Source organism: Rhizobium esperanzae, from assembly GCF_014197615.1.
GTDB lineage: Bacteria > Pseudomonadota > Alphaproteobacteria > Rhizobiales > Rhizobiaceae > Rhizobium > Rhizobium esperanzae_A.
The window spans coordinates 38,972-64,557 of the sequence record NZ_JACIFY010000016.1 but is presented as its reverse complement, the minus strand read 5'-3'; the positions used below and the strand labels follow the sequence as shown (position 1 = coordinate 64,557).

27 protein-coding genes are annotated in these 25,586 nt (G+C 62.4%); 12 read left to right on the top strand and 15 right to left on the bottom strand.

The features are described from left to right. Positions 1–228: a DUF2007 domain-containing protein gene (locus GGD57_RS20715; RefSeq protein ID WP_085736404.1), complete on the bottom strand. Its 228-nt coding sequence runs from the start codon at positions 226–228 to the stop codon at positions 1–3. A 108-nt stretch (positions 229–336) separates the two neighbouring features. Here GGD57_RS20715 and GGD57_RS20710 point away from each other — a divergent pair, with 108 nt between their 5' ends. From GGD57_RS20710 to moaB, 4 genes are all read left to right on the top strand, one after another. Further along, the gene (locus GGD57_RS20710; protein ID WP_085736403.1) at positions 337–1,353 is read left to right on the top strand and encodes a polyprenyl synthetase family protein; all 1,017 of its coding nucleotides are present in this window, start codon (positions 337–339) and stop codon (positions 1,351–1,353) included. A 133-nt stretch (positions 1,354–1,486) separates the two neighbouring features. After that, on the top strand, positions 1,487–3,319 hold the full coding sequence (locus tag GGD57_RS20705) for a tetratricopeptide repeat protein (protein ID WP_184472156.1): 1,833 nt from the start codon (positions 1,487–1,489) through the stop codon (positions 3,317–3,319). 12 nt (positions 3,320–3,331) lie between these two features. After that, the gene (locus GGD57_RS20700) at positions 3,332–4,228 is read left to right on the top strand and encodes a 4-(cytidine 5'-diphospho)-2-C-methyl-D-erythritol kinase (protein WP_184472155.1); all 897 of its coding nucleotides are present in this window, start codon (positions 3,332–3,334) and stop codon (positions 4,226–4,228) included. Beyond that, positions 4,228–4,779: a molybdenum cofactor biosynthesis protein B gene (moaB, locus tag GGD57_RS20695; RefSeq protein ID WP_184472154.1), complete on the top strand. Its 552-nt coding sequence runs from the start codon at positions 4,228–4,230 to the stop codon at positions 4,777–4,779. The genes GGD57_RS20700 and moaB overlap by 1 nt, the downstream gene beginning before the upstream one ends. A 6-nt stretch (positions 4,780–4,785) precedes the next feature. Here moaB and GGD57_RS20690 read toward each other — a convergent pair whose 3' ends face one another. Both GGD57_RS20690 and GGD57_RS20685 read right to left on the bottom strand, forming a co-directional pair. Continuing rightward, positions 4,786–5,142, bottom strand: a complete 357-nt coding sequence (locus tag GGD57_RS20690) for a hypothetical protein (protein WP_184472153.1) — start codon at positions 5,140–5,142, stop codon at positions 4,786–4,788. Positions 5,143–5,550: 408 nt separating this feature from the next. Beyond that, a complete protein-coding gene (locus tag GGD57_RS20685; protein ID WP_184472152.1) occupies positions 5,551–6,069 on the bottom strand; it encodes a glycosyl transferase in 519 nt (172 codons plus the stop codon). A 139-nt stretch (positions 6,070–6,208) separates the two neighbouring features. Between GGD57_RS20685 and GGD57_RS20680 the strand changes: the two genes are divergently transcribed. Further along, entirely contained in the window at positions 6,209–7,366 is a 1,158-nt protein-coding gene (locus GGD57_RS20680) for a PA0069 family radical SAM protein (protein ID WP_184472151.1), read from the top strand. Between the two features lie 169 nt (positions 7,367–7,535). Continuing rightward, the gene (locus GGD57_RS20675; protein WP_184472150.1) at positions 7,536–8,225 is read left to right on the top strand and encodes a ribonuclease HII; all 690 of its coding nucleotides are present in this window, start codon (positions 7,536–7,538) and stop codon (positions 8,223–8,225) included. 358 nt (positions 8,226–8,583) lie between these two features. Here the strand turns inward: GGD57_RS20675 and GGD57_RS20670 are convergent, their stop codons facing one another. From GGD57_RS20670 to GGD57_RS20630, 9 genes are all read right to left on the bottom strand, one after another. Then, positions 8,584–9,075 (bottom strand): F0F1 ATP synthase subunit B, encoded by a 492-nt coding sequence (locus GGD57_RS20670; protein ID WP_184472149.1) that lies wholly within the window; start codon positions 9,073–9,075, stop codon positions 8,584–8,586. Between the two features lie 3 nt (positions 9,076–9,078). After that, the gene (locus GGD57_RS20665) at positions 9,079–9,702 is read right to left on the bottom strand and encodes a F0F1 ATP synthase subunit B (protein ID WP_184472148.1); all 624 of its coding nucleotides are present in this window, start codon (positions 9,700–9,702) and stop codon (positions 9,079–9,081) included. 77 nt (positions 9,703–9,779) lie between these two features. After that, positions 9,780–10,007, bottom strand: a complete 228-nt coding sequence (locus GGD57_RS20660; protein WP_003545854.1) for a F0F1 ATP synthase subunit C — start codon at positions 10,005–10,007, stop codon at positions 9,780–9,782. Positions 10,008–10,075: 68 nt separating this feature from the next. Then, the gene (locus GGD57_RS20655) at positions 10,076–10,828 is read right to left on the bottom strand and encodes a F0F1 ATP synthase subunit A (RefSeq protein ID WP_184472147.1); all 753 of its coding nucleotides are present in this window, start codon (positions 10,826–10,828) and stop codon (positions 10,076–10,078) included. A 62-nt stretch (positions 10,829–10,890) separates the two neighbouring features. Then, entirely contained in the window at positions 10,891–11,223 is a 333-nt protein-coding gene (locus GGD57_RS20650; RefSeq protein ID WP_184472146.1) for an AtpZ/AtpI family protein, read from the bottom strand. 272 nt (positions 11,224–11,495) lie between these two features. Then, positions 11,496–12,671, bottom strand: a complete 1,176-nt coding sequence (locus GGD57_RS20645) for a cell wall hydrolase (RefSeq protein WP_184472145.1) — start codon at positions 12,669–12,671, stop codon at positions 11,496–11,498. A 305-nt stretch (positions 12,672–12,976) separates the two neighbouring features. Continuing rightward, on the bottom strand, positions 12,977–14,875 hold the full coding sequence (locus GGD57_RS20640; RefSeq protein ID WP_184472144.1) for a potassium transporter Kup: 1,899 nt from the start codon (positions 14,873–14,875) through the stop codon (positions 12,977–12,979). Between the two features lie 18 nt (positions 14,876–14,893). Next, positions 14,894–15,871, bottom strand: a complete 978-nt coding sequence (locus GGD57_RS20635; protein WP_348645991.1) for a magnesium transporter CorA family protein — start codon at positions 15,869–15,871, stop codon at positions 14,894–14,896. A gap of 482 nt (positions 15,872–16,353) precedes the next feature. Next, positions 16,354–17,553 carry an Mrp/NBP35 family ATP-binding protein gene (locus GGD57_RS20630; protein ID WP_184472142.1) on the bottom strand — a complete coding sequence of 400 codons (1,200 nt, stop codon included), beginning with the start codon at positions 17,551–17,553 and terminating at the stop codon, positions 16,354–16,356. Positions 17,554–17,692: 139 nt separating this feature from the next. Here GGD57_RS20630 and GGD57_RS20625 point away from each other — a divergent pair, with 139 nt between their 5' ends. Next, positions 17,693–17,896 carry a hypothetical protein gene (locus GGD57_RS20625; protein WP_184472141.1) on the top strand — a complete coding sequence of 68 codons (204 nt, stop codon included), beginning with the start codon at positions 17,693–17,695 and terminating at the stop codon, positions 17,894–17,896. 297 nt (positions 17,897–18,193) lie between these two features. Here the strand turns inward: GGD57_RS20625 and GGD57_RS20620 are convergent, their stop codons facing one another. Together GGD57_RS20620 and GGD57_RS20615 are read right to left on the bottom strand one after the other, a co-directional pair. Further along, a complete protein-coding gene (locus GGD57_RS20620; protein WP_184472140.1) occupies positions 18,194–18,928 on the bottom strand; it encodes a LuxR family transcriptional regulator in 735 nt (244 codons plus the stop codon). 230 nt (positions 18,929–19,158) lie between these two features. Further along, the gene (locus GGD57_RS20615) at positions 19,159–19,956 is read right to left on the bottom strand and encodes an IclR family transcriptional regulator (RefSeq protein ID WP_184472139.1); all 798 of its coding nucleotides are present in this window, start codon (positions 19,954–19,956) and stop codon (positions 19,159–19,161) included. 99 nt (positions 19,957–20,055) lie between these two features. On the opposite strand from GGD57_RS20615, the gene GGD57_RS20610 reads away from it, so the two are divergent. From GGD57_RS20610 to GGD57_RS20590, 5 genes are all read left to right on the top strand, one after another. After that, on the top strand, positions 20,056–20,820 hold the full coding sequence (locus GGD57_RS20610) for an SDR family NAD(P)-dependent oxidoreductase (protein WP_184472231.1): 765 nt from the start codon (positions 20,056–20,058) through the stop codon (positions 20,818–20,820). Beyond that, positions 20,820–21,734 (top strand): 2-dehydro-3-deoxygalactonokinase, encoded by a 915-nt coding sequence (locus GGD57_RS20605; RefSeq protein ID WP_184472138.1) that lies wholly within the window; start codon positions 20,820–20,822, stop codon positions 21,732–21,734. The genes GGD57_RS20610 and GGD57_RS20605 overlap by 1 nt, the downstream gene beginning before the upstream one ends. Positions 21,735–21,747: 13 nt before the next feature. After that, positions 21,748–22,380, top strand: coding sequence for a 2-dehydro-3-deoxy-6-phosphogalactonate aldolase (locus tag GGD57_RS20600; protein WP_085736389.1), 633 nt, complete (start codon positions 21,748–21,750; stop codon positions 22,378–22,380). Between the two features lie 4 nt (positions 22,381–22,384). Then, a complete protein-coding gene (locus GGD57_RS20595; protein WP_184472137.1) occupies positions 22,385–23,272 on the top strand; it encodes an SMP-30/gluconolactonase/LRE family protein in 888 nt (295 codons plus the stop codon). A gap of 231 nt (positions 23,273–23,503) precedes the next feature. Then, on the top strand, positions 23,504–24,112 hold the full coding sequence (locus GGD57_RS20590; protein ID WP_184472136.1) for a PRC-barrel domain-containing protein: 609 nt from the start codon (positions 23,504–23,506) through the stop codon (positions 24,110–24,112). A 55-nt stretch (positions 24,113–24,167) separates the two neighbouring features. On the opposite strand, the gene GGD57_RS20585 is transcribed toward GGD57_RS20590, so the two are convergent. After that, positions 24,168–25,529 carry a putative bifunctional diguanylate cyclase/phosphodiesterase gene (locus tag GGD57_RS20585; RefSeq protein ID WP_085736386.1) on the bottom strand — a complete coding sequence of 454 codons (1,362 nt, stop codon included), beginning with the start codon at positions 25,527–25,529 and terminating at the stop codon, positions 24,168–24,170. Positions 25,530–25,586: the final 57 nt, after the last annotated feature.

Below are 25,586 nucleotides of genomic sequence, written 5' to 3'. Positions count from 1 at the left end.
TCATTTCTTCTCGCGCAGCTCGCCGCCGAGACCGGCATCGATCAGGATGCGGCGCGCCTGATCGGCCATCTCCTCATCCACCAGCAGACGGCGCGGCAGCATGCCGAGCGAGCCCTCCAGCACGCTCATGCCCTGGTCGGCGATGAAGCAGTGAATTCCCGCATCCTTCATCAAACTCTCGGCAAAGGAGAGCAGAACGGGGTCGTTGGCGCGGATAAGCTCATGCATTTGCCGTCGTTTTCCTTCCAATTTCGTTCAGCGCGACAATTCACCCCTTGCCGCGCCCATCGCCCCTTTCTATTGTCGGGTGCAATGAATGAACAGGAGTCCGGGTCGTTGGGCGTGGTCATACCGCTTGAAGAAAGCAAAAACAAACTGGCATCCATCAAGCCATTGGTCGATCTCACCAGGGCGGATATGGAGCGGGTGAACCAGCTTATTCTGTCCAAGGCCGGCTCCGACGTGCAGATGATCCCCGAGGTGGCGAACCATCTGATCTCATCCGGCGGCAAACGGCTGCGGCCGATGCTGACGCTGGCAGCCGCAGCACTGTTCGACTACAGAGGCGAAAACCACGTCAAGCTCGCGACCTCGGTCGAATTCATGCACACGGCAACGCTGCTGCATGACGACGTCGTCGACGAAAGCGACCTGCGCCGCGGCAAATCGACGGCGCGGATGATCTGGGGCAACCAGGCAAGCGTGCTGGTCGGCGACTTCCTGCTCGGCCAGGCCTTCCGCATGATGGTCGAAGTCGGCTCGCTCGATGCGCTCGACGTGCTGTCCTCGGCCGCCTGCGTGATCGCCGAAGGCGAAGTGCTGCAGCTTTCTGTCGCCAAGAACATGGAGACGACGGAGGACGATTATCTCGCCGTCATCCGCGCCAAGACCGCCGCGCTCTTTGCCGCCGCCGCCGAAGTCGGGCCGATCGTCGCCGAGGCCGGCAAATCCGGCCGCAACGCGCTGAAGTCCTATGGCATGAATCTCGGGCTTGCCTTCCAGCTCGTCGACGACGCGCTCGACTATGGCGGCAAGGCGGCCGATCTCGGCAAGAATGTCGGCGACGATTTCCGCGAGGGCAAGATCACCCTGCCGGTCATCCTCGCCTATCGCCGCGGCACCGAGGACGAGCGCGCCTTCTGGCGCGATGCTATCGAAGCCGGCAACAGCACCGACGCCAATCTCGAAAAGGCCCTGGGGCTGATCACCAAATATGGCACGCTCAGCGATACGATCGGCCGCGCCGTGCATTACGGCACGATCGCCCGCGATGCGCTTGCGCCGCTGCCCGATACGGCCTGGAAATCCGCCCTGATGGAAGTGATCGATTTCTGCATCGAGCGCGTCAACTGATCAAACGTCCTTGATTGCAGGCTGATTTTCTTGCGGCGCCGCTTCAAAAAAGCCATCCTGTTATGAATCAGTGATCGCAACTGATTTGCGACCGGCATCATCGCCGGAACGCTCTCGAAGAAAGGTTTCCCTAATGCGGCAGAGATTTGCCATCCGTCTTCTTACGAGCGCAGCACTGGCGGCTGTTCTTTCGCTCGGCGTCGCCGCCGGCGTGAGTGCCGAGGATGCGGCCAAGACGGGCGATGCCGGCAAGACCGCCAGCTTCGATGCAGACAGCGTCACCACTTTCTCCGGCGCCTTCCTCGCGGCGCGCACGGCCGATGTCGATCATGACTATGAAACGGCGATCGAACTCTACAAGAAGGCGCTGCAGATCGAGCCCGGCAACCCGGAGATCCGCCAGCGGCTGATGATCTCGCTGCTGCTCAACGGCGACATCAAGGACGGCGTCAAATATGCCGACGACCTGAAGGGCGATCCTTCCGTCGAGCGCATCACCACGATCGTGCGCGGCATGGATGCCATGCGCCGCGACGACTATAAGTCCGCCGAGGCCATCCTGAAATATAAGGGGCCGAACGATCTCGACCGGATGATGAACGACCTGCTGCTCGCCTGGGCCCGCGTCGGCGCCGGCCGCGGCAAGGAAGCGCTCGCCATGGTCGAGAAGATGAAGGGGCCGGACTGGGTCCGCATCTTCCAGAATTACAATGCCGGGACGATCGCCATCGTCGCCGGCGACGTGAAATCCGCCCGCAAGCATCTGAACGATGCCGTGCTCGACAAGGAAGGGGGCGCGACGGCGCCCGACACCTTCATGCGCGCTGTCATGGCGCTTGCCCGCCTTGAAGCCCAGCAGGGCAACAAGCAGAAGGCGCTCGACGCCGTTTCCGTCGGCGACAATCTGCTGCCGAATTATGCGCCGCTGAACGCGCTGCGCGACAGCATCGAAAAGGACGAGAAGCAGGAGCAGCAGGTCAAGACCGCCGAAGAAGGTGCTGCCGGCGTGCTGTTTTCGGTCGGCGGCGCGCTGAACCGCGACGGCGCCGAGGATATCGTCTCGCTCTACCTGCAGACGGCCAATGCGCTCGATCCGAACAGCGCCGATACGCTGGTGCTGCTCGGCGGCATCGCCGAAAAGCAGAACCAGATGGACCGCGCCATCGCGCTCTACAAGAAGGTGCCGGAGAATTCGCCGATGCGGCGCATCTCCGAGCTGCAGCTCGGCCTTGCCCTTGCCCAGGGCGGCAAGGTGGACGAGGCACGCAAGCACCTGCAGGCGCTGATCGCCTCCGACCCGAAGGACATCCGCAGCTATCTCGCCTATGGCAGCGTGCTTTCCGATGCCAAGGACTACGAGGCGATGGCCGCCAATTACGACAAGGCCGTCGAAGCGATCGGCCCCATTCCCGGCCGCGCCAACTGGAGTGTCTTCTTCCAGCGCGGCATCGCCTATGAGCGGCTGAAGAAGTGGGACCAGGCGGAGCCGAACTTCCGCAAGGCGCTGGAACTCAATCCTGACCAGCCGCAGGTGCTGAACTATCTCGGCTATTCATGGATCGACATGAACCGCAACCTCGACGAAGGTCTCGGCATGATCAAGAAGGCCGTCGACCTTCGCCCCGACGACGGTTACATCGTCGATTCGCTCGGCTGGGCCTATTTCCGCCTCAACCGCTTCGACGATGCCGTCGACGAATTGGAGCGTGCCGCACAGATCAAGGCCGGCGACGCGACGATCAACGACCATCTCGGCGATGCCTATTGGCGCGTCGGCCGCAAGCTCGAGGCCGTTTATCAGTGGAACCGGGCGCTGGCTTCCGAGCCGGAGGCCGCCGAAATCCCCAAGATCAAGGACAAGGTCGCCAACGGCCTGCCGCCTGTCAGCGACGATGCCAAAGCCGCCGACAAGAAGCAGCCGGACCCGGCGCCGGTCACCCCGCCGCCCGTCGACAAGAAATCCTGACGGGCGCGGCACATGCCTGAGGAAGGCCTTGCCGAGGCTTTCGGCGTCACCGAAGAGGCGCGTGCGAAGATCAACCTTGCTTTGCATGTGACGGGCCAACGAGCCGATGGCTACCATCTGCTCGATATGCTGGTGACCTTCGCCGATTGCGGCGACCGGCTGGGCTTCCTGCCCGCGCAGGCCGATGCCTTGACCCTGTCGGGCCGGTTCGGCGAGACGCTTGTCGGCGACGGCGGTACCAATCTGGTGCTGCGGGCGCGCGATTTGTTGCGCGAGGCCGTCGGCGGCCTCGCCTTCCCCGTCCATATCCACTTGGAAAAGAACCTGCCCGTTGCCTCCGGCATCGGCGGCGGTTCGGCCGATGCGGCGGCGACGCTGCGCGGTCTGATGCGGCTCTGGGGCATGAGCCTGCCGGTGGAAACGGTTGCCGGTCTCGCGCTCAGGCTCGGCGCCGACGTGCCGATGTGCTTCGAGAGCCGGCCGCTGATCGCCCGCGGCATCGGCGAAAAGATCGAGCCCCTGCAGGATCTGCCCGCCTTTGCCATGGTGCTCGCCAATCCGCTGACAGGCGTCTCGACGCCGGAGGTTTTCCGGCGGCTGGCCACCAAGACCAATCCGGCTCTGAAGCTGGCTGCCGATCTCGCCGGGGCTGCCGCCTGGCTCGCCGCGATCGGCGCCGCCCGGAACGACCTGGAACCGCCGGCGCGCGAACTTGTCCCTGAGATTTCGGCGATCTCGGCGATGCTGCAAGCCGAGGGTGCCCTGCTCACCCGCATGTCCGGCTCCGGCGCCACCTGTTTCGGGATCTTTTCGAGCATGGCGGCAGCGCAGGAAGCGGCAGCAGCCCTTCACGGCGTGCGGCCCGACTGGTATTTCCAGGCGACGGAAACGGTTTCGGGAGGCATGTAATGGCAGGTCTGGACGAAAAGCGGCCCTTCATCGCCGTCGGCATTGCGGTTCTCACCGTCTCGGATACGCGCACGCCGGAGACGGACAAGTCAGGCGACACGCTGGCGGCGCGGATCGTCGAGGCCGGCCACCGGCTGGTCGACCGGGCGATCGTACCCGACGACCGGGAAAAAATCGCCGCACGGGTGAAGGCCTGGACCGAGCAGGACGAGATCGACGTCGTTATTACGACCGGCGGCACCGGCTTTACCGGCCGCGATGTAACGCCCGAGGCGCTGGAGCCCTTATTCGAAAAGCGGATGGACGGCTTTTCCGCCATCTTCCACCGCATCTCCTATGAGAAGATCGGCACGGCGACGATCCAGTCGCGCGCCACGGCAGGCGTTGCCAACGCTACCTTCATCTTTGCGCTGCCAGGCTCGCCCGGCGCCTGCCGGGATGCCTGGGACGGCATTCTGAAAACCCAGCTCGACTATCGCAACATGCCGTGCAATTTCGTCGAGATCATGCCGCGTCTCGATGAACACCTGAAACGCGGCGCGACCAAGTAAAAGCCGCTATGTCGCAAGTCCCGGCAGAGCGGGCATGGTTTCCCAGCTGTCGCCCGACAGCAGGATGCAGCTTATGCCGTGAACATCCGTGACGACGAGCGTCCAGGTGCCGCTTTCGGCGGCATAGACCTCGAGAACGGCGTTCTCGTTGACCAGTCCGACCGCTGTCAATTTTTCAGCGAAGTTCCTGTCGAGGAAACTGACGACATCGGATCGGCCTGCGCAACTGAGCATCGTCTGCGATGCTGCCGGATGCGGATGCGCGATCAATGATATCGGCAATATGACGGCCAGCAGGCCGTAAATCATACCGCGTACGCCGTAGATCCTACCGCGTGCGCAGTCGTTCCTACCGCGTGTCATGACGCACCTCCTTTCGCCGGGACCCCGGCAGAAGAGGAGATTTCCGCTGACCTGTTCTGCCGTCCACCGGCATTCCATGGCCATCCGTTACGAAGCGCGGCGCTTCGACGGCGCCATGGACGAATTATAGCGCGAAATCAGATTGGGCGCTATGTTTTGCAAGAAGTTGGGAGATGCTTCTCCCGAGAATTTAGCCACCCAGGGACTAATCCGTGGTGTCCGGCGGTGACCAAGAGGAGAGGTCTTGCTGGCTGTTGCCGTTCGACGGATTGGTACGATGCAGGGTTACGTGAAGCGGTGCCGCACGTTAGCCCCTCCCCCTTGTGGGGAGGGGTTGGGGAGGGGCTTTGGGCGGCCCGAACCTGACGGCCATGAACCCGCACCAGACAGGATGAAGCAAAGAATTACTTACCGCGCAGCGCGCGCGACCCAGGCGGGAATCAGTTCGCTGGAAAGCTTGCGCGGTTTCTGGCCGTCGACGAATTCGGCAAGGCGCATGCCGCTTTTGGCCACGCCAAGCGCCCGGCTCTTCGGCATCAGCAAACCCAGCTCCAGCGGCGGCGCGGCGCGGCCGAAGCGCTCAAAGAACGGGCGCTTGTAACCGCGCGAAGCGGTGAAGCGGGCCGGCAATTTGTTCAGCGCCATATACTCGGCGATCTCGTCGATCCAGCCGGCCTGGGGCCTTGCGCCCGGCTCGACGAAGAGCAGCCACTCGCCGCGGGCGGAGTGAACGATATCCCTGATATCCCAGGCAGAATGGAAGCGGCAGCCGGCAGCGTCAGCGACCCGCGACGTACCGTCGCTTGAACCGTGATCGAGCACGATCACATCGCTGACGAGACCCTCCACCGCGCCTGCCACCAGCACCGACAAGGTCTGTGCAAGTTCGGATTCCTGATCCTGACATTCGAGAATTACCGTCAACATTGCCCGTTTATAATGCGCCGCACAAATTTTTGCCAGCGGCGTTTTCCGCATTTTGTTCTTGCATTGTTCTTGTTTTGCAGATAGGAATTTAATCATCAAAACGGGCGGAAGCGATGGCCTTCCGCCACGGGAGAATCCGATGAGAGAGCAGTCCCTGGCAGGGCAGGCCGCATTCGCGCCTGCCAATACGGCAGATATTGCCGATGCGATGATCGTTTCTTCAGGCCTGAGAATTGAGGTCGATCGGCGGCGCGGGCGTGGGGCGGGACTGAACCCGACGGGCCGGTTCGAGGCGCTGCAGCGGGAGACCTTCGACGATGGCTGGCAGACGCTGGAAGATCTGCCGCCGTTCAAGACGGATGTGCAGATCGAGAAGCCGCGCACGGCCATCACCCGTAACGAATCGCCGGATATTTCCTTCGACCGCTCGATCAATCCCTATCGCGGCTGCGAGCATGGCTGCATCTATTGTTTCGCCCGGCCGACACACGCCTATATGGGGCTTTCCGCCGGGCTCGATTTCGAGACGAAGCTGTTTGCCAAGCCGGATGCGGCAAAACTTTTGGAGCGGGAACTCGCCAAGCCGGGTTACAAGGTGCGGGTGATCGCGATCGGCACCAATACCGATCCCTACCAGCCGATCGAGAAGGAATGGCGCATCATGCGCGGCATTCTGGAGGTCCTGAACAAGGCGAACCATCCCGTGTCGATCGTCACCAAGTCGGCGATGATCCTGCGCGATCTCGACATTCTGCAGGAGATGGCGGCGAAAAACCTGGTGCGTGTCGGCATCTCGGTGACGACGCTCGACCGCAAACTTGCCCGTGCGATGGAGCCGCGCGCTGCCACCCCGCCGCGGCGGCTGGAGACGATCCATGCGCTCGCTGAAGCCGGCATCCAGACGGCTGTCATGGCCGCCCCGCTGATCCCGGCGCTGAACGATCACGAGCTGGAGCGCATCCTCGAATCGGCCAAGGCGGCCGGCGCCGCCGAGGCGAGTTATGTCATCCTCAGGCTGCCGCTCGAAGTCAGCCCGCTGTTTCGCGACTGGCTGCTGCAGCATTATCCCGATCGCTACCGGCATGTGATGTCGCTGGTGCGCTCGATGCGCGGCGGCAAGGATTACGATGCCGAATTCGGCAAGCGCATGAAGGGCGCCGGTCCCTATGCCTGGCAGATCGCCCGCCGTTTCGAAATGGCCGCAAGGCGTTTCGAGCTGACGCGCCGCAGCATGCCGCTGCGCGACGATCTGTTCGTGCCGCCCGACGGCAGCGGCGTGCAGTTGTCGCTGCTCTGATTTCTCAAGTTTGCGCGTCGGCTGCTGAGAAAAACCGCCCTGTTTTCGAGCCCCGAGCGCAATTCCCGCGGATGGCCCTGACCGCCACCATCCGCCGGACCCGGTCCCCGGCCGCCGCCCTGATCCGGGGACTTGCGGGAAATCGGGTTGGCGTGCGAGGTTCAGCCGCATGAAACCTCGCACGCCACCCGATTCTCCTCTGCTTTTCGACACGGTTCCGCTCGTGCCGGATTTCAAACTCGAGCTCAAAGCCCGCAAGGCCGGCCACTGGCCGGTCGCCGGCGCCGACGAGGCCGGCCGCGGGCCGCTGGCGGGACCTGTGGTTGCCGCCGCGGTCATCCTCGATCCCAAGCGCATTCCTGAGGGCCTCAACGATTCCAAGCAGCTCTCGGCGCAACGGCGCGAGGAACTGTTCCTGCAGATCCTGGCAACCGCCACCGTCTCGATTGCCTCCTCCAGCTCGACGCGCATCGACGAGACCGACATTCGCAAGGCGAGCCTCGATGCCATGCGCCGGGCGATCTGCAGCCTCGCCATTCCGGCAAGCTACGTGTTAACCGACGGGCTGGATGTGCCGCCCGGCCTCGATTGTCCGGGACAGGCGGTGGTCAAGGGCGACGCCCGCTCGGTCTCGATCGCCGCCGCCTCGATCGTCGCCAAGGTGACGCGCGACCGGATGATGGCGCGGGCGCACAATGTGTTTCCGGATTACGGCTTTGTCGCGCATATGGGCTACGGCACGGCGCAACACCGCGCCGGTATCGAAAAGCACGGCCCTTGCTCGCTGCACCGGATGAGCTTTAGGCCGCTGCGGAAGGTCGAGGACGGTCCAGGGATGGACGAGCTGATCTCGGAATAGCTCGTTCAACAGAAGAACCGGCAATGCCAAACGCGGTAGTAGAAAGCCGGTACGGCGGCTTGCTTCCTCTTCTCCCCAGCGGGGAGCAAGGTGGTCCGAAGGGTCGGTTGAGGAGGCGATACGGCACACCCTTGCTTGCCTTCGCTTGCGCTCAGCGCATTCGCAGCTTTGCTGCTCACCCCCTCATCTGCCTGCCGGCATCTTCTCCCCGCTGGGGAGAAGGGATTCGTCGCAGCGCCGCGCCTCATTCTCAGTCGTTCGCGAGTTTGAGGTAGAGACTAGATAAAGAACGAGCTTTGCCGCCAAAGACAAAAGGCCGGGACATGCCCGGCCTTTTGCTTATTCCATTCGAAACCGCTCAGTTGAGCCGTGTCTTGACCTGGCCGATGGCATTGCCGAAGAGTTCGGACTGGACCTTGCCGTCCGCCTGTTTGGCGAGCACCGTTTCGGCGGCCGCGATTGCGAGATCGACGGCGGCGGAACGGACCGCCTTCATCGCCTCGGCCTCGGCCTGCTTGATCTTCTGCTCGGAAAGCGCCGTGCGATTGGCGACGAATTCTTCCGTCTTCTTTTTCGCCTCGGCGGTCAGCATTTCGGCTTCACGCTCGGCAGCGGCAACGATGTGGGCCGCTTCGGCTTCCGCTTCCTTGCGCTTGCGCTGGTATTCGGCGAGCAGGTGTTGGGCCTCTTCGCGCAAACGCTTGGCTTCGGCCAATTCGTTGCGGATCTGGTCGGCGCGGTCGTCGAGCGACCGTGCCATCATGCCCGGAACCTTCAGGTAAACAACCAATGCCAGGAAGAGGACGAGGCCGACAAAGGCGAAGAAAGTCGCATCAAAGTGAAATTCCATCGATCAAGCCTCCTTCTTGGCGGCCGCGACGGCGGCGGCGACATCTGCCTGAGCAGCGGTGCCGCCGATCAGCTGTTCGACGACGGCAGCCGCCGTTTCCTCGGCAATGCTGCCGACGTCGGCGAAGGCCTTCGCCTTGATGTCGGCGATACGGACCTCGGCAGCCTTGATCTTTTCCGACAGGCTCGCCTCGACAGCGCGGCGATCCTCTTCGGCCTTGAGCTTGGCGGCGTCGCGTGCGGCAGCGCCGATCGCATTCGATTTGGCGCGGGCAGCCGCCAGTTCACCTTCATAGGTCTGGACGGCAGCGTCGGCTTCCGCCTTCAGGCGGCCGGCTTCTTCCAGATCCTGGGAGAGGCGCGTGTGGCGCTGATCGAGGATAGCCCCGATGCGCGGCGCGATGACCTTTTGCATAAGGAGGTAAAAGACGCTGAACGTAATCACCAGCCACAGCAGCTGGGATGCGTAGGTCGTCGAATCGAAAGGCGGGAACGGGCCTCGGGCGTGTTCGCCTTCGGCAACACCGGTCTCGGTATGGACCTCGCCTGCGGCCGGAGCGGCGTGCGCATCCGTGCCGGTCGCTGCCGCCGGTGCTTCTTCAGCGTAAGCCGGGGTCACAAAAAACATGCTCACCTCCAGGTGGACTGCAAATGCAAAGGATCACGGCGTGCGATCGCAGGCCGTGATCCATCTATTCGCCGATATCAGACGGCGAAGAGGAGGAGGAGAGCAACGAGCAGCGAGAAGATGCCCAGAGCTTCCGTAACGGCGAAGCCGAATACCAGACGGCCGAACTGGCTGTCAGCGGCAGACGGATTGCGCAGTGCGCCGGAGAGGTAGCTGCCGAAAATATTGCCGAGGCCGAGAGCCGTACCGGCCATACCAAAGCAAGCCAGGCCTGCACCGATGTACTTTGCTGCTTCCGCTTCCATGTTGAACTCCTTTGAAATGGTTGTTGCGGCGAATGACTGACGCCCTGGAGACGTCGTTGTCGTTATCCTTAGTGCCCGCCCGGATGGATTGCGTCGTTGAGGTACATGCAAGTCAGCACCGCAAAGACGTAAGCCTGAAGGAAGGCGACGAGGAACTCGAGACCGGTCAGGGCGACGGTCATGATGAGGGGTAGAACGGCTCCGCCGACACCGACTGCACCGAGGGCTCCAAGCGAGGCGACGAAGCCTGCGAACACCTTCAGCGTGATGTGACCGGCGAGCATGTTGGCGAAAAGACGAACGGAGAGCGAAATCGGGCGGGACAGGAAGGAAATGATTTCGATCGAGACGACCAGCGGCAGCAATATGCCCGGCACGCCCTTGGGCACGAAGACATTCAGGAAGTGGAAGCCGTGTTTATAGAAGCCGTAGACGAGAACCGTGCCGATGACGAGGATCGCCAGCGCGAAGGTGACGATGATCTGGCTGGTGATCGTGAAGAAATAAGGGAACATGCCGAGCAGGTTCGCCGTCAGCACGAACATGAAGAGCGAGAAGACCAGCGGGAAGAACTTCATCCCCTGCTTGCCCGCGCCTTCCTTCAGCATATTGGCGATGAATTCATAGGACATTTCCGCGACCGACTGCGAACGGCCCGGCACGATGGCGCGGTTCGAGGTCGCGAAATAGAGAAAGCCGGCGGCAACGGCAGCGGAAGCCGCCATGAAAAGCGATGCATTGGTGAACGAAAAATCAATTCCGCCGATTTCGATCGGCACAATCTTCTGGATCAGGAACTGATGAGTCGGATCGTTAGACACCGCTTGTTCTCTCTCTTTGGCCCGCAGGACGCGGGGTCATTGCACTGGACCGGAACCGGTCCTTATTTCTTGTCGTCATCAAGGGGATGGGCTACCACCCCCGCAGAACGCAGCACGTTCAGAACGCCGGCACAGAATCCGAGAAGCAGAAGAACAATCATCCCCCAAGGCGCCGTACCAACAAAACGGTCGAGAACATAGCCAAGAACGGCACCGACGATGATCGCGGCAATGAACTCGCTGGAAAGCTTCATCGCCTGGGCATAACCTTTGCGGCTTACCTCGGCATGGGCCTCGCTTGCATGTTCCACTCCCGCCTCAGCGCGCTTGGTCGCGAGTTCCGCTCCCAGCCGCGCACGGCGCTTCTCAAGACTTTCCTCGCGGTCATCCGCCATGGATCTCTCCTCGCCTGCCCGTCGCCCGCACTCCCGCTACCCCGGTCATTCGGACCCCGGACGCGAAGGTTGAGACCCTTCCGGCCCGTTCTGAAGTCGCGCGCAACATAGTTTTAGGGATTGGTATAGTCAAGGCGTAGACAGCTTCTGTCCAGCCAGAAAATAATTTTGTCGAATCAATGAGATAAGCCGATTTTTGACCGATTGCTTAAATTCGATGGAAAGAATCCGCTTTTAAGCCCGGCAAATCGGCTTGCCGTGGCTGATTTATCTCAGCTCCAGCCGCCGCCATAGGTGCGGTAGAAGACGTGAAGACCGATGCGGCCGACCTTTTCCATGGTCTTTGCCCATTTCGGCCTGACATAGACGGCGTGGTAATGCGTCGCCGAGCCCACCTGCGGCAGCCAGATCTTGCCAGATGTCACCGCCATCGCCACATCGCGGGCCATCCGCCAATGATATTCCGAGTTCACCCTGTCCTTGATGCTGTCGCAGGCGAAGGAAAACTGGCAGCGGTTGCGCCAGTCTTCGTTCTGGTAGACGACGCCGCAGATGGTTTTCGGATAGGCAGGGTTGCGGACGCGGTTGAGGATGACCTGGGCGACGGCCGCCTGGCCCTTCACCGATTCGCCGCGCGCCTCGAAATAGATGCCGGAGGCAAGGCATTGCTGCTCGCCGGCGGAAAAGACGCTGGGCGGCAGCACGCTTGCCGCCCAGGCGTGATCGCGCGGGCCGATCTCCGGAACGAAGCGGCCGCTGTCCGGCTCGGTCAGGATCGAATCGAAGGGCGACTGGCGGGAATAGTCGGGTGCTGCCGGTCCATAGGCGGTGGCAAGGATATCGGCCTTATTGCTGGTGACGAGGCTTGCGAGCATTGCCGGCACGCCCCTATCGGTCACGACAGGCTGCTTCTTATAGAAAGAAGTGGCGATCTGGATTTCCTTACCCTGGATCTTCGGCTTGACGAAGGCCGAGCGGTCCTTGAGATCGAAGTTCGGGGTGAAGAGCATCTTCGTGCGCTCGAGGATGGAGCCTGCGGAAAAATCCTTCGGCGGCTGCATCTTCTCGACGGCGACGACGCGGCCCTTCTTGGTGCCTCGATTGACGCGATCTTCGTCCGGCGTGTCCTCGTGGCCCTTATCCTTGGCAGTAAAAGCAACCTTGCGGCCATCCGGCAGCACCATGCCGGCGCCTGACGAGATCGAACCCGTCGCCGCCGGATCGGCAAAGGCAAGTTCGGCCTGATGGATGGAGCCGGCCGGCGAATTGGTCAGCACCATGCGCCAGTTTTCCCCTTCCCGGTCGAGACCGGCAAGCATGGCGGCGAGATCGGCATGGGATGCGACGCTCGGGAAAATCAGCCAGCCGGCAAGCCCGAAGATAACGGGCGAGACCCAGTTCTCGGGAAGAAGACGCAGCTTGCTACGGGAAGAGCTCTTTCGACGCAACACGAACTCCGGGCATGGGACGCGGGAACATTCCCCTATAAATCCCGCATTAACCTTGATGTCTGGTTAACGGGGCGTGCCGGAATGTGACCATGCGAAGTTCTGCATGTTCTAATAGGGCTGACAATTTCGTGAATGTGGTGTCTGCGCCCTTGCGAAAGTCCCCTCCGCACAAGAGGGAGGGACTAACCCCGGGGTTGCCCCTCGTTCCTCCCGAACGTCAAAGATCTGGAAAGCCGGCGCAACAGGTTAAGCCCCTCCCCCTTGTGGGGAGGGGTTTGGGGCGGGGTCTTCAGCGCTCTACATCAAATAATGACGTGCGACCCCAGTTCCACCACGCGGTTGGCCGGCAGGCGGAAGTAGTCCGAGGGGTTGGCGGCGGCGTTGGCGAGTGCGATGTAGAGCCGGTCCTGCCAGTAGGGCATGCCCGACTTGGCGTCCGGCACCAGCTTGCGGCGGCCGAGATAGAAGGAGGTCGACATGATGTCGAACTTCAGTCCGGTCTTGCGCAGCGTCGCGAGCGCCTGTGAGACGTTTTGCGATTCCATGAAGCCGAACAGCAGTTCGACGCGGGAGAAACGCTCGGAAATCTGCTCGACCTTGTAGCGGTCCTGGCTCGGCACGCGCGGCTTGTTGACGGTGCGGATCGTCAGGATGACGTTGCGGTCGTGCAGCACGTGATTGTGCTTGAGATTGTGCAGCAGGGCGGCGGGTGCAGATTCCGGATCGCTGGTCAGGAAGATCGCGGTGCCCGGAACCTGGGCCGGCGAATGTTCGCTCTTGCGTTCGATCGAGCTGACGAAGGAGGCGAGCGGAATATCGGTGTGGCGGGTCTTTTCCATCAGGATCGCGGTGCCGCGACGCCAGGTCCACATGATGACGGTAAAGGCCGTGGCGATCATGATCGGGATATAGCCGCCGTCGTGGATCTTCAGAAGGTTGGCGCCGAGGAAGATCAATTCGAGCATGACGAGCGGTGCGAGCGCGATCACAGCAACCGGCAGCGACCAGTTCCAGCGGGCGCGAACGAATTCGAAAGCCATGATCGAGGTGACGACCATGGCGCCGGTGACGGAAATGCCATAGGCGGTCGCCAGGGCGTCCGAGGTCTTGAAACTCAGGACCAGGAAGATGACGCCGATGAACAGCACGGCATTGACCGAGGGCACGAAGATCTGCCCGGTATTGGTTTCCGAGGTGAAGAGGATTTCCATGCGCGGCAGGAAGCCGAGGTTGATGCCCTGGCGCACCATCGAGAAAGCGCCTGTTATGACCGCCTGGCTGGCGATGATCGTCGCCGCGGTCGCCAGGATGACGACCGGCAGCAGCGCCCATTGCGGATACATCAGGTAAAAGGGATCCGACATCGTCTCTGGCTTGCCGAGCACGAGTGCGCCCTGCCCGAGATAGTTCAGCGTCAGCGACGGAAAGACCAGCAGGAACCACGCCCACTGGATCGGGCGGCGGCCGAAATGGCCGAGATCGGCATAAAGCGCCTCGGCACCCGTCACCGTCAGGAAGACGGCGCCGAGCACGACGACACCATAGAAGCCCTCATGCAGCAGGAAGCTGACGGCATAATAGGGATTGAAGGCGGCGAGAATGCCGAAATCGTCCGAAATATGCGAAATGCCGGCGGCAGCCATGACGAGGAACCAGACGGCGGTGATCGGGCCGAAAAATTTGGCGACGGCGCCGGTGCCGCGCGATTGCACGACGAAAAGCAGCGCCAGGATCACCACCGAGATCGGCACGATATATTCCGAGAGCCTGGGCGTGACGAGCTTCAGGCCTTCGACGGCCGACAGCACCGACAGCGCCGGCGTGATCATCGCATCGCCGAGGAAAAGCGCAGCTCCCAAGAGGCCGAGCAGCATCAGGATGGCGGTATGGCCGTTGGCGGTCTTCATCAGAAGAGCAAGCAGCGACAGCGTGCCGCCCTCGCCTTCGTTGTCGGCGCGCAGCAGGAAGAGCACATATTTGATGGTGACGATGATCGTCAGCGCCCAGATCATCAGCGAGATCAGGCTGATGACCTCGAAACGGGTGAGGCCGTCATGAGCCACCGGCTTCAACGCCTCGCGAAAGGCATAGAGCGGGCTGGTACCGATATCGCCGTAAACGACGCCGATGGAGCCCAGCGTCAGATAGAACAGCTTTTTCGGCGTCATCTGGGATTCGTTCGGATGGCTTTCTGCGGACATGAAGTTGCAACAGGCTCCTCAGAGCCAGCCTTTCCAGCGGAAAAAGAAAAAGGGGATGACGGCTGAGATCACCATCAGGGCCAGCGAATAGGGATAACCCGCGGCCCAGGCCAGCTCCGGCATGACCTGAAAATTCATACCATAGATGGAGGCGACCAGTGTCGGCGGCAGGAACACCACCGAGGCGATCGAGAAAATCTTGATGATCGAGTTCTGCTCGATGTTGATCAGACCGAGCGAAGCGTCGAGCAGGAATGTGATGTTTCCGGCGACGAAGGCGGCATGTTCCGACAGCGACTGGATATCGCGCGAGACGGTGCGGCAGAGATCCTTCGCCTCACGGTCCTGCTGGATCGCCGGGGTCGTGTGAAAGAAGGTCAGCAGGCGGGAAAGCGAACCGAGACTGTCGCGCAGCTTGCTGATCATCCGGTGATGGCCGGCAATATCCCGCAGTTTCTCCTCGAGATAGTTCGAAGGTTTGCGCACCTTCTTTGCCCGGTCGCCGAAGACATGCATCGACAGGATGTCGATGCGCGAGACGGAGATTTCGAGGAGCTCGGCGGTGCGGTCGACGATCGTTTCCAACAGCTTGGCAAGAAGGGCAGCGCCGCTGCGCCAGCTTTCCGGCAGCCGGTGAAGGGCGGCAATGAACAGCGCAAAGGACTTGGGATGGGCGTAGCGGATGGTGACCAGCCGGTTTCCGGCCAGGATGAAGGCGACGTCCGTCAGCGTCGGCGCGTCGGTATCGGCCTTCCACAGAAGCGATGCAGTCATGAAGACAGCGTCGTTTTCGACATAGAGACGGGCGGAAGGCTCGATATCCTTGAGGTCGTCACGGGTCGGAACTTCGATGCCGAGAACCTTCTCGACATAGAGCTCCTCGTCGCGGGTCGGTTCGATCATGTCGATCCACACCGCATCCCCTGGAAAGGATGCGGGATGCGACAGGTCGCGAATCTCGACCGACTTGCAATCGGAACAGTAGGCGGTGATCACCGGCAGCCTTTCCATGCGGCCGCCAGCGCGGCGCCGCGAGGGTCGCTCGTTCCAAGTCCAAACCGAAGCGGATCAAAAAAGTTCATACAACTCCGGCCGCATCCAACCTCAAAGGCCGGCATGCGCATCGTGCTCCACCGCATCGCAGCGACCAATCCTTCGATCGACAAGACAACTCCGAACTTGCAGGCGAGCCGAAATCTTCCACACGAAGACGACCGTCATTGAGCAACTGCAGCAAATGCCATCATGGCGCCGCGGCATATGAAGCAAAGCCGTGAAATAATCAAGACATCTTCCGTGAGGCGCGGCTTTTCACCACGTTTCCCCCACAATTTGGGGTATCCGCCGCGGTGATTCGCAGGCTGGCACGTTTAATGCCTGTCGTTATCCCGGAACCGCTGCACACTTCCGGGCGGCATGCGTTCTTTCTTATGCATGTCGTTATCCCGGAACCGCTAAACACTTCCGGGCGACATGCATTATTCAAAGACGATCGCCGGGGCAGCGCGCTGCGGCTGGCCGCCGATCTGCTCCCAGACCTTGGCGGCGATGCCGCGATAGATGCCGGCGACGACGCCGTTCGGCTCGGAGGCGACGAGCGGCGTGCCGGCGTCGGAGGTTTCGCGGATGTTCATCGTCAGCGGCACTTCGCCGAGGAAGGGCACGCCGATGCGCTCGGCCTCCTTGCGGGCGCCGCCATGGCCGAAGATGTCGTAGCGGGTGCCGGTATCCGGCGCGATGAAATAGCTCATATTCTCGACGATGCCGAGCACTGGCACTTCGACCTTGCGGAACATGTTGAGGCCCTTGCGGGCATCGATCAGCGCAAGATCCTGCGGCGTCGAGACGATGACGGCGCCGGCAAGCGGCACCTGCTGGGCCATGGTCAGCTGCGCGTCGCCGGTGCCGGGCGGCATGTCGACGACGAGCACGTCGAGTTCACCCCAGGCGACTTCGCGCAGCATCTGCAGCAGGGCCGACTGGACCATCGGCCCGCGCCAGATCATCGCCGTCTCCTCGTCGACGAGGAAGCCCATCGACATGACCTTGAGGCCGTAATTCTCCATCGGATTGATGATCCGGCCGTCGATCTGCGTCGGACGGCCGGATATCTTCAACAGCCGCGGCATCGAGGGGCCGTAAATATCGGCGTCGAGAATGCCGACGCGCAGGCCGTTGGCAAGCAGCCCGAGCGCCAGGTTGACGGCGGTGGTCGACTTGCCGACCCCACCCTTGCCCGAAGCGACGGCGATGATGGCGCCGATGCCGGGAACACCGATCCTGCCTGTCCGCGGCGGCTGTTGCTGCGGCGCGTGTGCATGCGCCCCGTGACCATGGGCTCCATGATCATGAGCCGCGTGATCGTGGCCGGCATGGCCGTGCGGCGGGTTCGCCACCGGGCGGGCAGCGGGAGCAGCGGCCGCCGCCTTCTTGTCCGCGGTCAGTGCGACGAGCGCGCCCTTGACGCCTGGCATCGCCTTGACGACGCGCTCGGCGGCGAGCCGCATCGGCTCCAGCTCCTTGGCGCGATCGGCCGGAACGGTAATGGAGAAATAAACCTTGCCGTCGGAGATGAAGACGTCGGAAACCATGCCGAGCTCGACGATATCGCGCTCGAGATCCGGTCCACGCACGGTTTTCAGCGTTTCGAGAACCTGTTCCTTGGTGACGTCGGTCATTCCACCCTCACTGCATCTGTCGCAGACTACGGCGCCCACGCGTGTTCAAGAGACGCAAAGGACGCGGCAGCACTTTAATTGCCATATGATTTCAGCCCTCATCGATTCCGATCAAGGCTGAAATCCTGCAGTAGAGATAGTGGAGGCGGACGCCTTCGCCAAACGAAATCATCGCCGTGAAAATCGATTTGCCGGCTTGCAGAAAGCGGCGGGGAGGATCGGCAATCCGTTGCGGCCATCAAGTCCGCCGGGCTTTCGCCCTGATGGCCGCAACGGTCTCCCCGAGAACCGGCGCAATGCGGGCGAACTAGAGCAAGCCGACAAAAAGGCCAGCGAAAAATGACCGGGAAAGGCCAAACCGCCGGCAGCTGCAAACCGAGCGGTGCCAAAACGCAACAACTGCCGCCGACGCCGAAGGCCTGCAAGAAAGCGGCTTCGGCGTCGGACGGCGGTGTGCCGGCCGCGCCATTTCCTGGCGCTGGTCAAGTCCCCTCTGGGCCTCTGTCAAAAGAGAAGCAGAAAGCGTGCCAGACCGAAAATCGACGGAAATTCTGCAATGGCGGCCTCAGAACGGCCCCAACGACAAGGATCTGCCCAAGCGCTGGGCGCCCGGCGAAAGCCCGCCGCGGCTTTCTGCACCTTATTTGATCAGGCCGATCCGCAGCGCCTTGGCGACCGCCTGGGTGCGGTTCACCGTATCCAGCTTCTTGGTGGCGCGGTTGAGGTAATGATTGACCGTGTGCTCGGACAGCGTGAGGATTTCGGCAATTTCCGCGCTGGTCTTGCCGGCCGCCGTCCAGTTGAGGCAATCGATCTCGCGGTCGGTCAGTGTGTCGGTGATGCGCGCATCGAGATTGCGGATTTCGGCGAGCCGGTCATAGACATGGACGGCGATATAGCAAAGCTCACGCATCTCCGCCGGGCTGAAGGGTTCGCGGTCGCCGGAGAAAGACACGGCGCCGCGCAGGCCGGATGGTTCATGCGTCGGAAAATAGGCGCCGCGCATCATCCTGAAACGTTCGAACAGCGCGGTGACGAGGACCGACTTACCGTCGTCCCGAGACCAGTTGTCCCGCGACATGTCGTAGGAGAAGGGCCGCGCCGATGTTCTGAGCCGCCGGAGAACCGGGCTGTTCACCAGCAGTCCCTCCTGGTCGTAAAGCGCCAGAAGCTCGGCCGGCCAGCTGGTGATGACGGTGCTGCCCTGGATATCCAGGGAGGTGATCGGCGGCAGATTGAGAACCATGAAGGCACGGCTGCGATAGGCTTCCGTCACGCGTTTCAGGAAACGGAAAATATCGAACTGGGTCTTCAGACCCGCTATCTCCTTGAGATAATCATCTTCTTCCGGGGATGTTTGCGACAAGGGTGCCATCACATTTCTTCATCTTCAGCACAGCGGCCGGTTCGATTGCATCGGGGAATGACGATCGCTGATCGGATCAAATGGAGCCGGCCTCGGCGTGCAGCATTCGGCCGGTGAGTGGTTGTCGATTTCGAGGACTATTTACAGTTGTCGTGATTCGCCGGCAAATCTCAATATCGCCCTCATCATAAGCATGCTCTCCGAATCGCGTTCGGCAAGGGCCGAGAGCCAATTTTCCATCAGCGGCGCGGGCCGAGGCGGATGCGCATGCCTTCCATGATCTGCCCAGCTGCCCGCTGAACCGGAACGGCCCATTGGCGCAGAAGTTCCATCGACAGGCGATAGGCCGGGCCGGTGATCGAAATGCCGCCGATGAAAGTCCGATCCTCCGACCAGACGGGCGCGGCCACGCAGCGGATCCCGGCCTCGTGCTCCTCGCGGTCGAAGGCATACCCCTCAACGGCGATTTCGCGGATTTCGGCAAGCAGCGTTTCGGCCGAGACATGGGTCGAGGCGGTAAAGCGGGTGAAACTCAGACCGGCGAGGAGATCGGCAAGGCGATCGGCCGGAAGCAGCGAAAGGGCGGCCTTGCCGACGCCGGTACAGTAGCAGGGCGAGGCATTGCCGATCTGCGAATACATGCGTACCGGCTGACGGCCGTCGACCTTGTCGAGATAGATGATCGACTGGCCCCTGAGAACGCCGAGATGCACCGTCTCGCCGGTCGCCTGCTGCAGATCGGCGAGGTGCGGTTCGGCAATCAGGCGAAATTCGTTGCGCGCCCAGCTGCGCGCGGCGAAATCGAGCAGGCGCAGGCCCGGCGCATAACGGCCGTCGCCGTCCAACTCGAGCAGCCCCTCCTCCACCAGGTGGCTCAGATGGCGGTGCAATGTGCCGCGCGGTTGGCCGGCAAGGGCCAGGATATCGGTGAAACGCAGCGGGCCGTCCGCATGGGTGACGAGGTCGAGCAGAACCATGAGTTTGCCGAGCGTGCCGGTCTCGCGTGCCTGCGCCATGCCGTCGCCGTTTGAATTCATCGCCCCATCCACCTTGACAGAAAGGCCAGCATAATTGGATAATTCCATATAGTCAAATTAAGTTCCAAATAATGGAATAACGAGGTCACGATGACCATAATGCCGGCAGCACAATTTCCCGAACTCAAAGACCGAACCGTGCTGGTGACCGGCGGCGGATCGGGCATCGGCGCTGCGATCGTCGAAGGTTTCGCGCGCCAGGGCGCCAAGGTCTCCTTCATCGATATCGCCGAGGCCGCGGGCCGCGCGCTCGCCGAAAACCTGTCGCGGGAGACGGCGCATCCGGTCTCCTTCCACCATGCCGACCTGCGCGACATCGAGGCGATCCGGCGCACGGTCGATACCGTCGTTGCGAATTCCGGGCCGATCCGGGTGCTGGTCAACAATGCCGCCTGGGACGACCGCCATGAATTCGACGCGGTGACCGAGGCCTATTGGGACAACAACCAGGCGGTCAACCTGCGGCATGTGTTCTTTGCCTCGCAGGCGGCAGCCCCCTCGATGCGGGCGGCCGGCGGCGGGGCGATCATCAACATGTCGTCGATCGCCTACAAGCTGAACATGGGCGGTTTTCCCTCCTATGCGGCGGCCAAGGCTGCGGTCGTCGGGCTGACGAAGAGCATGGCGGGCAAGCTCGGGCAGGACAACATACGGGTCAACTGCATCCTGCCCGGCATGGTCGTCACCGAACGGCAGATGCAGCTCTGGCTGACCGAGGAGAGCATTGCGCGCTCGGTCGAGGACCAGTGCCTGAAAACCGCCCTCACGCCCGGCGCGATCGTCGGCCCCTGCCTGTTTCTTGCATCCGACTGCGCGGCCGCGATGACCGCCCAGTCCCTGATTGTCGATGGAGGCATTCTGTAATGGCTAATCCCGCTTATATCGCGATGGACTGGGGCACCAGCAGTTTCCGGCTCTGGCTGATCGGAAAAGACAGCAGCATCCTGGCCGAACGCCGCAGCGGCGAAGGCATGACGAGTGCGGCAAAGACCGGCTTTTCCCAAGTGCTTGCCAGCCACCTCGCTGCCGTCGAGGCGCCGGATAATCTGCCGGTGATCGTCTGCGGCATGGCCGGCGCGCGGCAGGGCTGGGTCGAGGCCGGTTATATCGACGTGCCGGCGCCGCTCGCCTCGATCCTCACCGGCGCCGTCTCGGTGCCGGCCGAAAGCCGCGACATCCGCATCCTGCCCGGCCTTGCCCAGCGGGACATCGCCACACCCGACGTCATGCGCGGCGAGGAGACCCAGCTTCTCGGCGCGCTCGGCACCGCAGGTTCGGGGGCGCAAGCGGTCTGCATGCCCGGCACCCATTCGAAATGGGTGCATGTCAGAGACAACAAGGTCACCGGCTTTTCGACCTTCATGACCGGCGAACTTTTCGACGTCATCAGCAAGCACACCATCCTGTCGCATGCCGTTGCCGGCGCGGCAGAACAGCCGGCAGACGCAGCCGCCTTCGAGGCGGCGGTATCGGCGGCTTTCGCGCGGCCGGCGCTTGCCTCCAACCTGCTGTTTGCCGCCCGCTCGGGCCAGCTTCTGCACGGGATCTCGGCCGCATCGGCGCAAGCCCGGATTTCCGGCACGCTGATCGGCCTCGAAATCGCCGGGGCGCTGCAGGATGCAGCCAACTCAGACATTACCCTCGTCGCTTCCGGGCGCCTGCAGGGACTCTACGAACAGGCCTTCAGAACTCTCTCCCTTCCCTTCACCGCCATCGATGCGGACGCCGCCGTGCGCCGCGGGCTTTCGGCCGCCGCCGAGACCCTCTGGCCGAATTGAGAAAGCCGACACGATGAACCGTATCCCCTTCCCCGAGATGAAGCGCCCGCTGATCGCCATCCTTCGCGGCATCCGGCCCGACGAGACCGAGAGCATCGTCGGCGCCCTGATCGACAATGGCCTGACGGCGATCGAGATCCCGCTCAATTCGCCGGAACCGTTCAAATCCATCGAGATCGCCGCCAAGTTGGCGCCGGCCGAGGTGCTGATCGGCGCCGGCACGGTGCTGACGGTCGAGGCGGTCGACAGCCTGAACGCGGCCGGCGGCAAGCTGCTCGTCACCCCAAATGTCGAGCCCGAGGTGATCATCCGGGCGCGTCAGTACGGCATGGTGACGATGCCCGGCGTCTTCACGCCCACCGAGGCGCTGGCAGCGGCGCGCGCCGGCGCCACCGGTCTTAAGTTTTTTCCGGCGAGCGTTCTCGGCCCTTCCGGCATCACGGCGATCCGGGCCATCCTGCCGCCGGAGCTGACGATTGCCGCCGTCGGCGGCGTATCGGACAAGAATTTCGGCGATTACACCAAAGCCGGCATCTTCGCCTTCGGCCTCGGCACCAGCCTCTACAAGCCGGGAATGACCGCGTCGGAGGTTGCCGAGCGCGCCAAGGCGACCATTTACGCCTATGATGCAGCCATTGGAGCGTGAGCGTATGACCGACATTTATGAGTTCGAGGGCAAAACCCTTTGCAACACCAACTCCGTTCTCGGCGAAGGCCCGACCTATGATCCGGACAGCAATACTGTCTGGTGGTTCAACATCCTCGGCAAGGAACTGCACGAGCTCAATCTTTCGACCAACGCGAAAAAGGTGCATTCGCTGCCTGCCATGGCGAGCGTGCTTGCCCGTATCGACGCCGGGCGGCAGCTGATCGCGACGGAAGAAGGGCTTTTCGTCCGCGACGTGGCAAGCGGCCAGCTCACCTTCTACGCCGCGCTCGAAAACGACCGGCCGGAAAACCGTTCGAACGACGGCCGCACCCATCCATCCGGTGCGCTCTGGATCGGCACGATGAGCAAACGCGCGGAAAACCAGGCCGGCGCCATCTATCATGTCGCCGGCGGCAAGGTGACGAAGATCTTCAACGGCATCAGCATCCCGAATTCGATCTGCTTTTCGCCCGATGGCACGATCGGCTATTATACCGACTCCCGCCTCAACCGGCTGATGCGCGTCATGGTCGATCCGCAGACAGGCCTGCCCGCGGGCGAACCGATCGTGCTGGTCGACAGCGCCAACGAACCCGGCGACATCGATGGCTCTGTGGTCGATGCCGACGGTTATATCTGGAATTCGCGCTGGGGTGCGGGTGTCGTCGACCGTTACAATCCCGATGGCCTGCGCATCTCGCGCTACAAGGTTCCCGCCGTCCAGCCCTCCTGCCCCGCCTTCATCGGCGTCAACGCCGACCGGCTGGCGGTGACCACCGCCTGGGAAGGTCTCGACGAGGATGCCCGCTCGGCGCAGCCCAGTGCCGGCGCGCTGCTGGAACTCGGCATCGAGGTCAAAGGCGTGTTCGATCCGGTCTATGTGATCTGAAACCGAGCCATCTGTATTTTGCCGGCCAGAGGCGCTCCAACCGGGGCGCCTTTTCGCTTTCAGGGGCGGTTCTGCGATAAAAGTTCCGTGAAAATCGAGAAATTTTCCGTGTTTTCAACCGGAACCAATCGGCGCACCGGTCATTTCCTCTTCGAACCGGCACGGCAAGGAGACCTAAAACAGGCATTGCCGCGTCAGAAATCACTCTAGGGAAATGAAGGTAGGTTCGAAATGACACGCAAACTTCTGACGACCGTTGCCGCTGGCGCTCTGTTTGCCACGGCTTTCGCACCGGCGGCATTTTCGCAGGCGGCTCCGCAACCGGCAGATCCGGCCGCTCCGACCCAGGCAGCGCCCGCCGATCCGGCAGCACCGAAGCCGCCGGTCACCCCTGACGTCACCAAGCCCGCAGGCGATGCCGCACAGGCTCCGGCCGCAGCACCGACAGCAGATACGGCTCAGGCCGGCTATATCACGGAGCAGGCCCCGGACCAGGTCAGCGCCAACACCTATATCGGCCAGTCGGTCTATAACGGCAACAATGAAAGCATCGGCAGCGTCAACGACCTGATCCTCAAGAAGGACGGCGGCTTCGTCGCTGCGATCGTCGGCGTCGGCGGCTTCCTCGGCATTGGCGAAAAGAACGTCGCCGTTCCGATGGAAAAGATCACCGTCGCCCAGAACACCCAGGACGGCAGTGTCAAGCTGACGACGAGCGAAACGGCTGAATCGCTGAAGGCCGCCCCTGAGTTCAAGACGCTGGCCATGCAGTCGGCGGAAAAGGCCCCGGCTGCGACCGGCACCGATACCACGGCGACCGGCTCGACCACGGCTAAATAAACCGCGCGCGGTAGTACAGCGTAGGCGATGGCGCTCCCCGGAGGGCGCCATCGTTTTATGCGCTGGCACGCTCCGCCATGGCCGGATCGTAATAATTCTCATGCAGGAAGCGCAGTGTGGCGATCCCGTCCGCCGGACGGCCGAAGTGATAACCCTGGCCCATGCCGCATCCGAGCGTGCGCAGCTTCACCGCCTCGGCATAATCCTCGATGCCTTCGGCCACGACTTCCAGCTCCAGGCCGTCGCACATGGTCAGGATCGCCTTGATGATATGTTCGGAGGCGCGGTCGGAGTTGATGCGCGAGACGAAGGCGCGGTCGATCTTGATCTTGTCGAAGATGAAGTCGCGCAGCCGCCCCAGGCTCGATTGGCCGGTGCCGAAATCGTCGAGCGAAATGCGCACCCCGGCGGCGCGCAGATCGGCGATGATGCGGTGGGCGGTATCGGCCGAGCTCATCACCGCGGTCTCGGTGATTTCAAGCTCCAGGCGATGCGGATCGAAGCCGACTCGGCCGAGGATCGACAACACGCTGCCGCTGGTGCCCGGGTCCATCAGCTGGGCCGAGGAGAGATTGAACGACAGGAAGAGTTCGCGCGGCCAGGAAAGGGCGGCTTCGGCGGCCTTGCGCAGCAGCGCCTCCGACAGCGCATCGATGAAGCCGCGCTCTTCGGCGAGCGGCACGAAGACGCCGGGCGAGACGAAGCCGAGATCGGGATCGTTCCAGCGGGCGAGCGCCTCGAAGCCGACCACCTGATTGTTGGAGAGCGAGACGATCGGCTGGAAATGTACATCGATCGCGTCTGAAATGATGGCGTTTCGGAGCGCCTGCTCCAACTGCGTGGCGCGCTTCATTTCCTGGGCGATCTCGCGCGAATAAACGGTGATCTGGCCGCGGCCGCGGCGCTTGGAACGGTAAAGCGCGGTTTCCGCACTCTTCAGCAGTTCCTCGCAATCCTCGCCGGCGAACGGGTAGATGGCAAAGCCGAGGGAGGCGGAGAGACGGACATTGCGGTCGCCGAGATCATAGGGGGCCGACAGCACCTCGCGGATCATCTGGCCGAATTTCTCGGCACTTGCGCGCTCGAAAATCAGCGGCAGCACGAAGGCGAATTCATCGCCGTCATGGCGGGTGACCAAGGCTCCATCCGGAATGCAGGCGCGGAGACGATGGGCGACCTGGCACAGGATTTCATCGCCGGCCGTCGAGCCGAAGAGATCGTTGATCGGCTTGAAACTGTCGAGATTGGCAATGCCGATGGTGAAGGGGGCCGGATCGCTGGCGCGTTCGGAGGAGATCTGCAAGACCTTGTCCCGCAGGCGATTGCGATTTCCCAATCCGGTCAGCGGATCGGTATAGGCCATCGCCTGAAGCTCATTCTGACCGACGGTCAAGAAAGCTGTTTCCGCCGATTTCATTCTCCACCCGAGCTTTCCCGCGCCATGCAAAGAATGACCGGCATGTCTTAACAATTC

Excerpts from the sequence above, each read along its gene's own strand:
- GGD57_RS20705 (WP_184472156.1), top strand. The coding sequence starts at position 1,487 with ATGCGGCAGAGATTTGCCATCCGTCTTCTTACGAGCGCAGCACTGGCG.
- GGD57_RS20690 (WP_184472153.1), bottom strand. The coding sequence starts at position 5,142 with ATGACACGCGGTAGGAACGACTGCGCACGCGGTAGGATCTACGGCGTA.
- GGD57_RS20585 (WP_085736386.1), bottom strand. The coding sequence starts at position 25,529 with ATGAAATCGGCGGAAACAGCTTTCTTGACCGTCGGTCAGAATGAGCTT.
- GGD57_RS20610 (WP_184472231.1), top strand. The coding sequence starts at position 20,056 with ATGCCGGCAGCACAATTTCCCGAACTCAAAGACCGAACCGTGCTGGTG.
- GGD57_RS20595 (WP_184472137.1), top strand. The coding sequence starts at position 22,385 with ATGACCGACATTTATGAGTTCGAGGGCAAAACCCTTTGCAACACCAAC.
- GGD57_RS20640 (WP_184472144.1), bottom strand. The coding sequence starts at position 14,875 with ATGTCCGCAGAAAGCCATCCGAACGAATCCCAGATGACGCCGAAAAAG.
- GGD57_RS20590 (WP_184472136.1), top strand. The coding sequence starts at position 23,504 with ATGACACGCAAACTTCTGACGACCGTTGCCGCTGGCGCTCTGTTTGCC.
- GGD57_RS20665 (WP_184472148.1), bottom strand. The coding sequence starts at position 9,702 with ATGTTTTTTGTGACCCCGGCTTACGCTGAAGAAGCACCGGCGGCAGCG.
- GGD57_RS20615 (WP_184472139.1), bottom strand. The coding sequence starts at position 19,956 with ATGAATTCAAACGGCGACGGCATGGCGCAGGCACGCGAGACCGGCACG.
- GGD57_RS20630 (WP_184472142.1), bottom strand. The coding sequence starts at position 17,553 with ATGACCGACGTCACCAAGGAACAGGTTCTCGAAACGCTGAAAACCGTG.
- GGD57_RS20650 (WP_184472146.1), bottom strand. The coding sequence starts at position 11,223 with ATGGCGGATGACCGCGAGGAAAGTCTTGAGAAGCGCCGTGCGCGGCTG.
- GGD57_RS20685 (WP_184472152.1), bottom strand. The coding sequence starts at position 6,069 with ATGTTGACGGTAATTCTCGAATGTCAGGATCAGGAATCCGAACTTGCA.
- GGD57_RS20715 (WP_085736404.1), bottom strand. The coding sequence starts at position 228 with ATGCATGAGCTTATCCGCGCCAACGACCCCGTTCTGCTCTCCTTTGCC.
- GGD57_RS20670 (WP_184472149.1), bottom strand. The coding sequence starts at position 9,075 with ATGGAATTTCACTTTGATGCGACTTTCTTCGCCTTTGTCGGCCTCGTC.
- GGD57_RS20600 (WP_085736389.1), top strand. The coding sequence starts at position 21,748 with ATGAACCGTATCCCCTTCCCCGAGATGAAGCGCCCGCTGATCGCCATC.
- GGD57_RS20605 (WP_184472138.1), top strand. The coding sequence starts at position 20,820 with ATGGCTAATCCCGCTTATATCGCGATGGACTGGGGCACCAGCAGTTTC.
- GGD57_RS20700 (WP_184472155.1), top strand. The coding sequence starts at position 3,332 with ATGCCTGAGGAAGGCCTTGCCGAGGCTTTCGGCGTCACCGAAGAGGCG.
- GGD57_RS20660 (WP_003545854.1), bottom strand. The coding sequence starts at position 10,007 with ATGGAAGCGGAAGCAGCAAAGTACATCGGTGCAGGCCTGGCTTGCTTT.
- GGD57_RS20620 (WP_184472140.1), bottom strand. The coding sequence starts at position 18,928 with ATGGCACCCTTGTCGCAAACATCCCCGGAAGAAGATGATTATCTCAAG.
- GGD57_RS20675 (WP_184472150.1), top strand. The coding sequence starts at position 7,536 with ATGAAACCTCGCACGCCACCCGATTCTCCTCTGCTTTTCGACACGGTT.
- GGD57_RS20680 (WP_184472151.1), top strand. The coding sequence starts at position 6,209 with ATGAGAGAGCAGTCCCTGGCAGGGCAGGCCGCATTCGCGCCTGCCAAT.
- moaB (WP_184472154.1), top strand. The coding sequence starts at position 4,228 with ATGGCAGGTCTGGACGAAAAGCGGCCCTTCATCGCCGTCGGCATTGCG.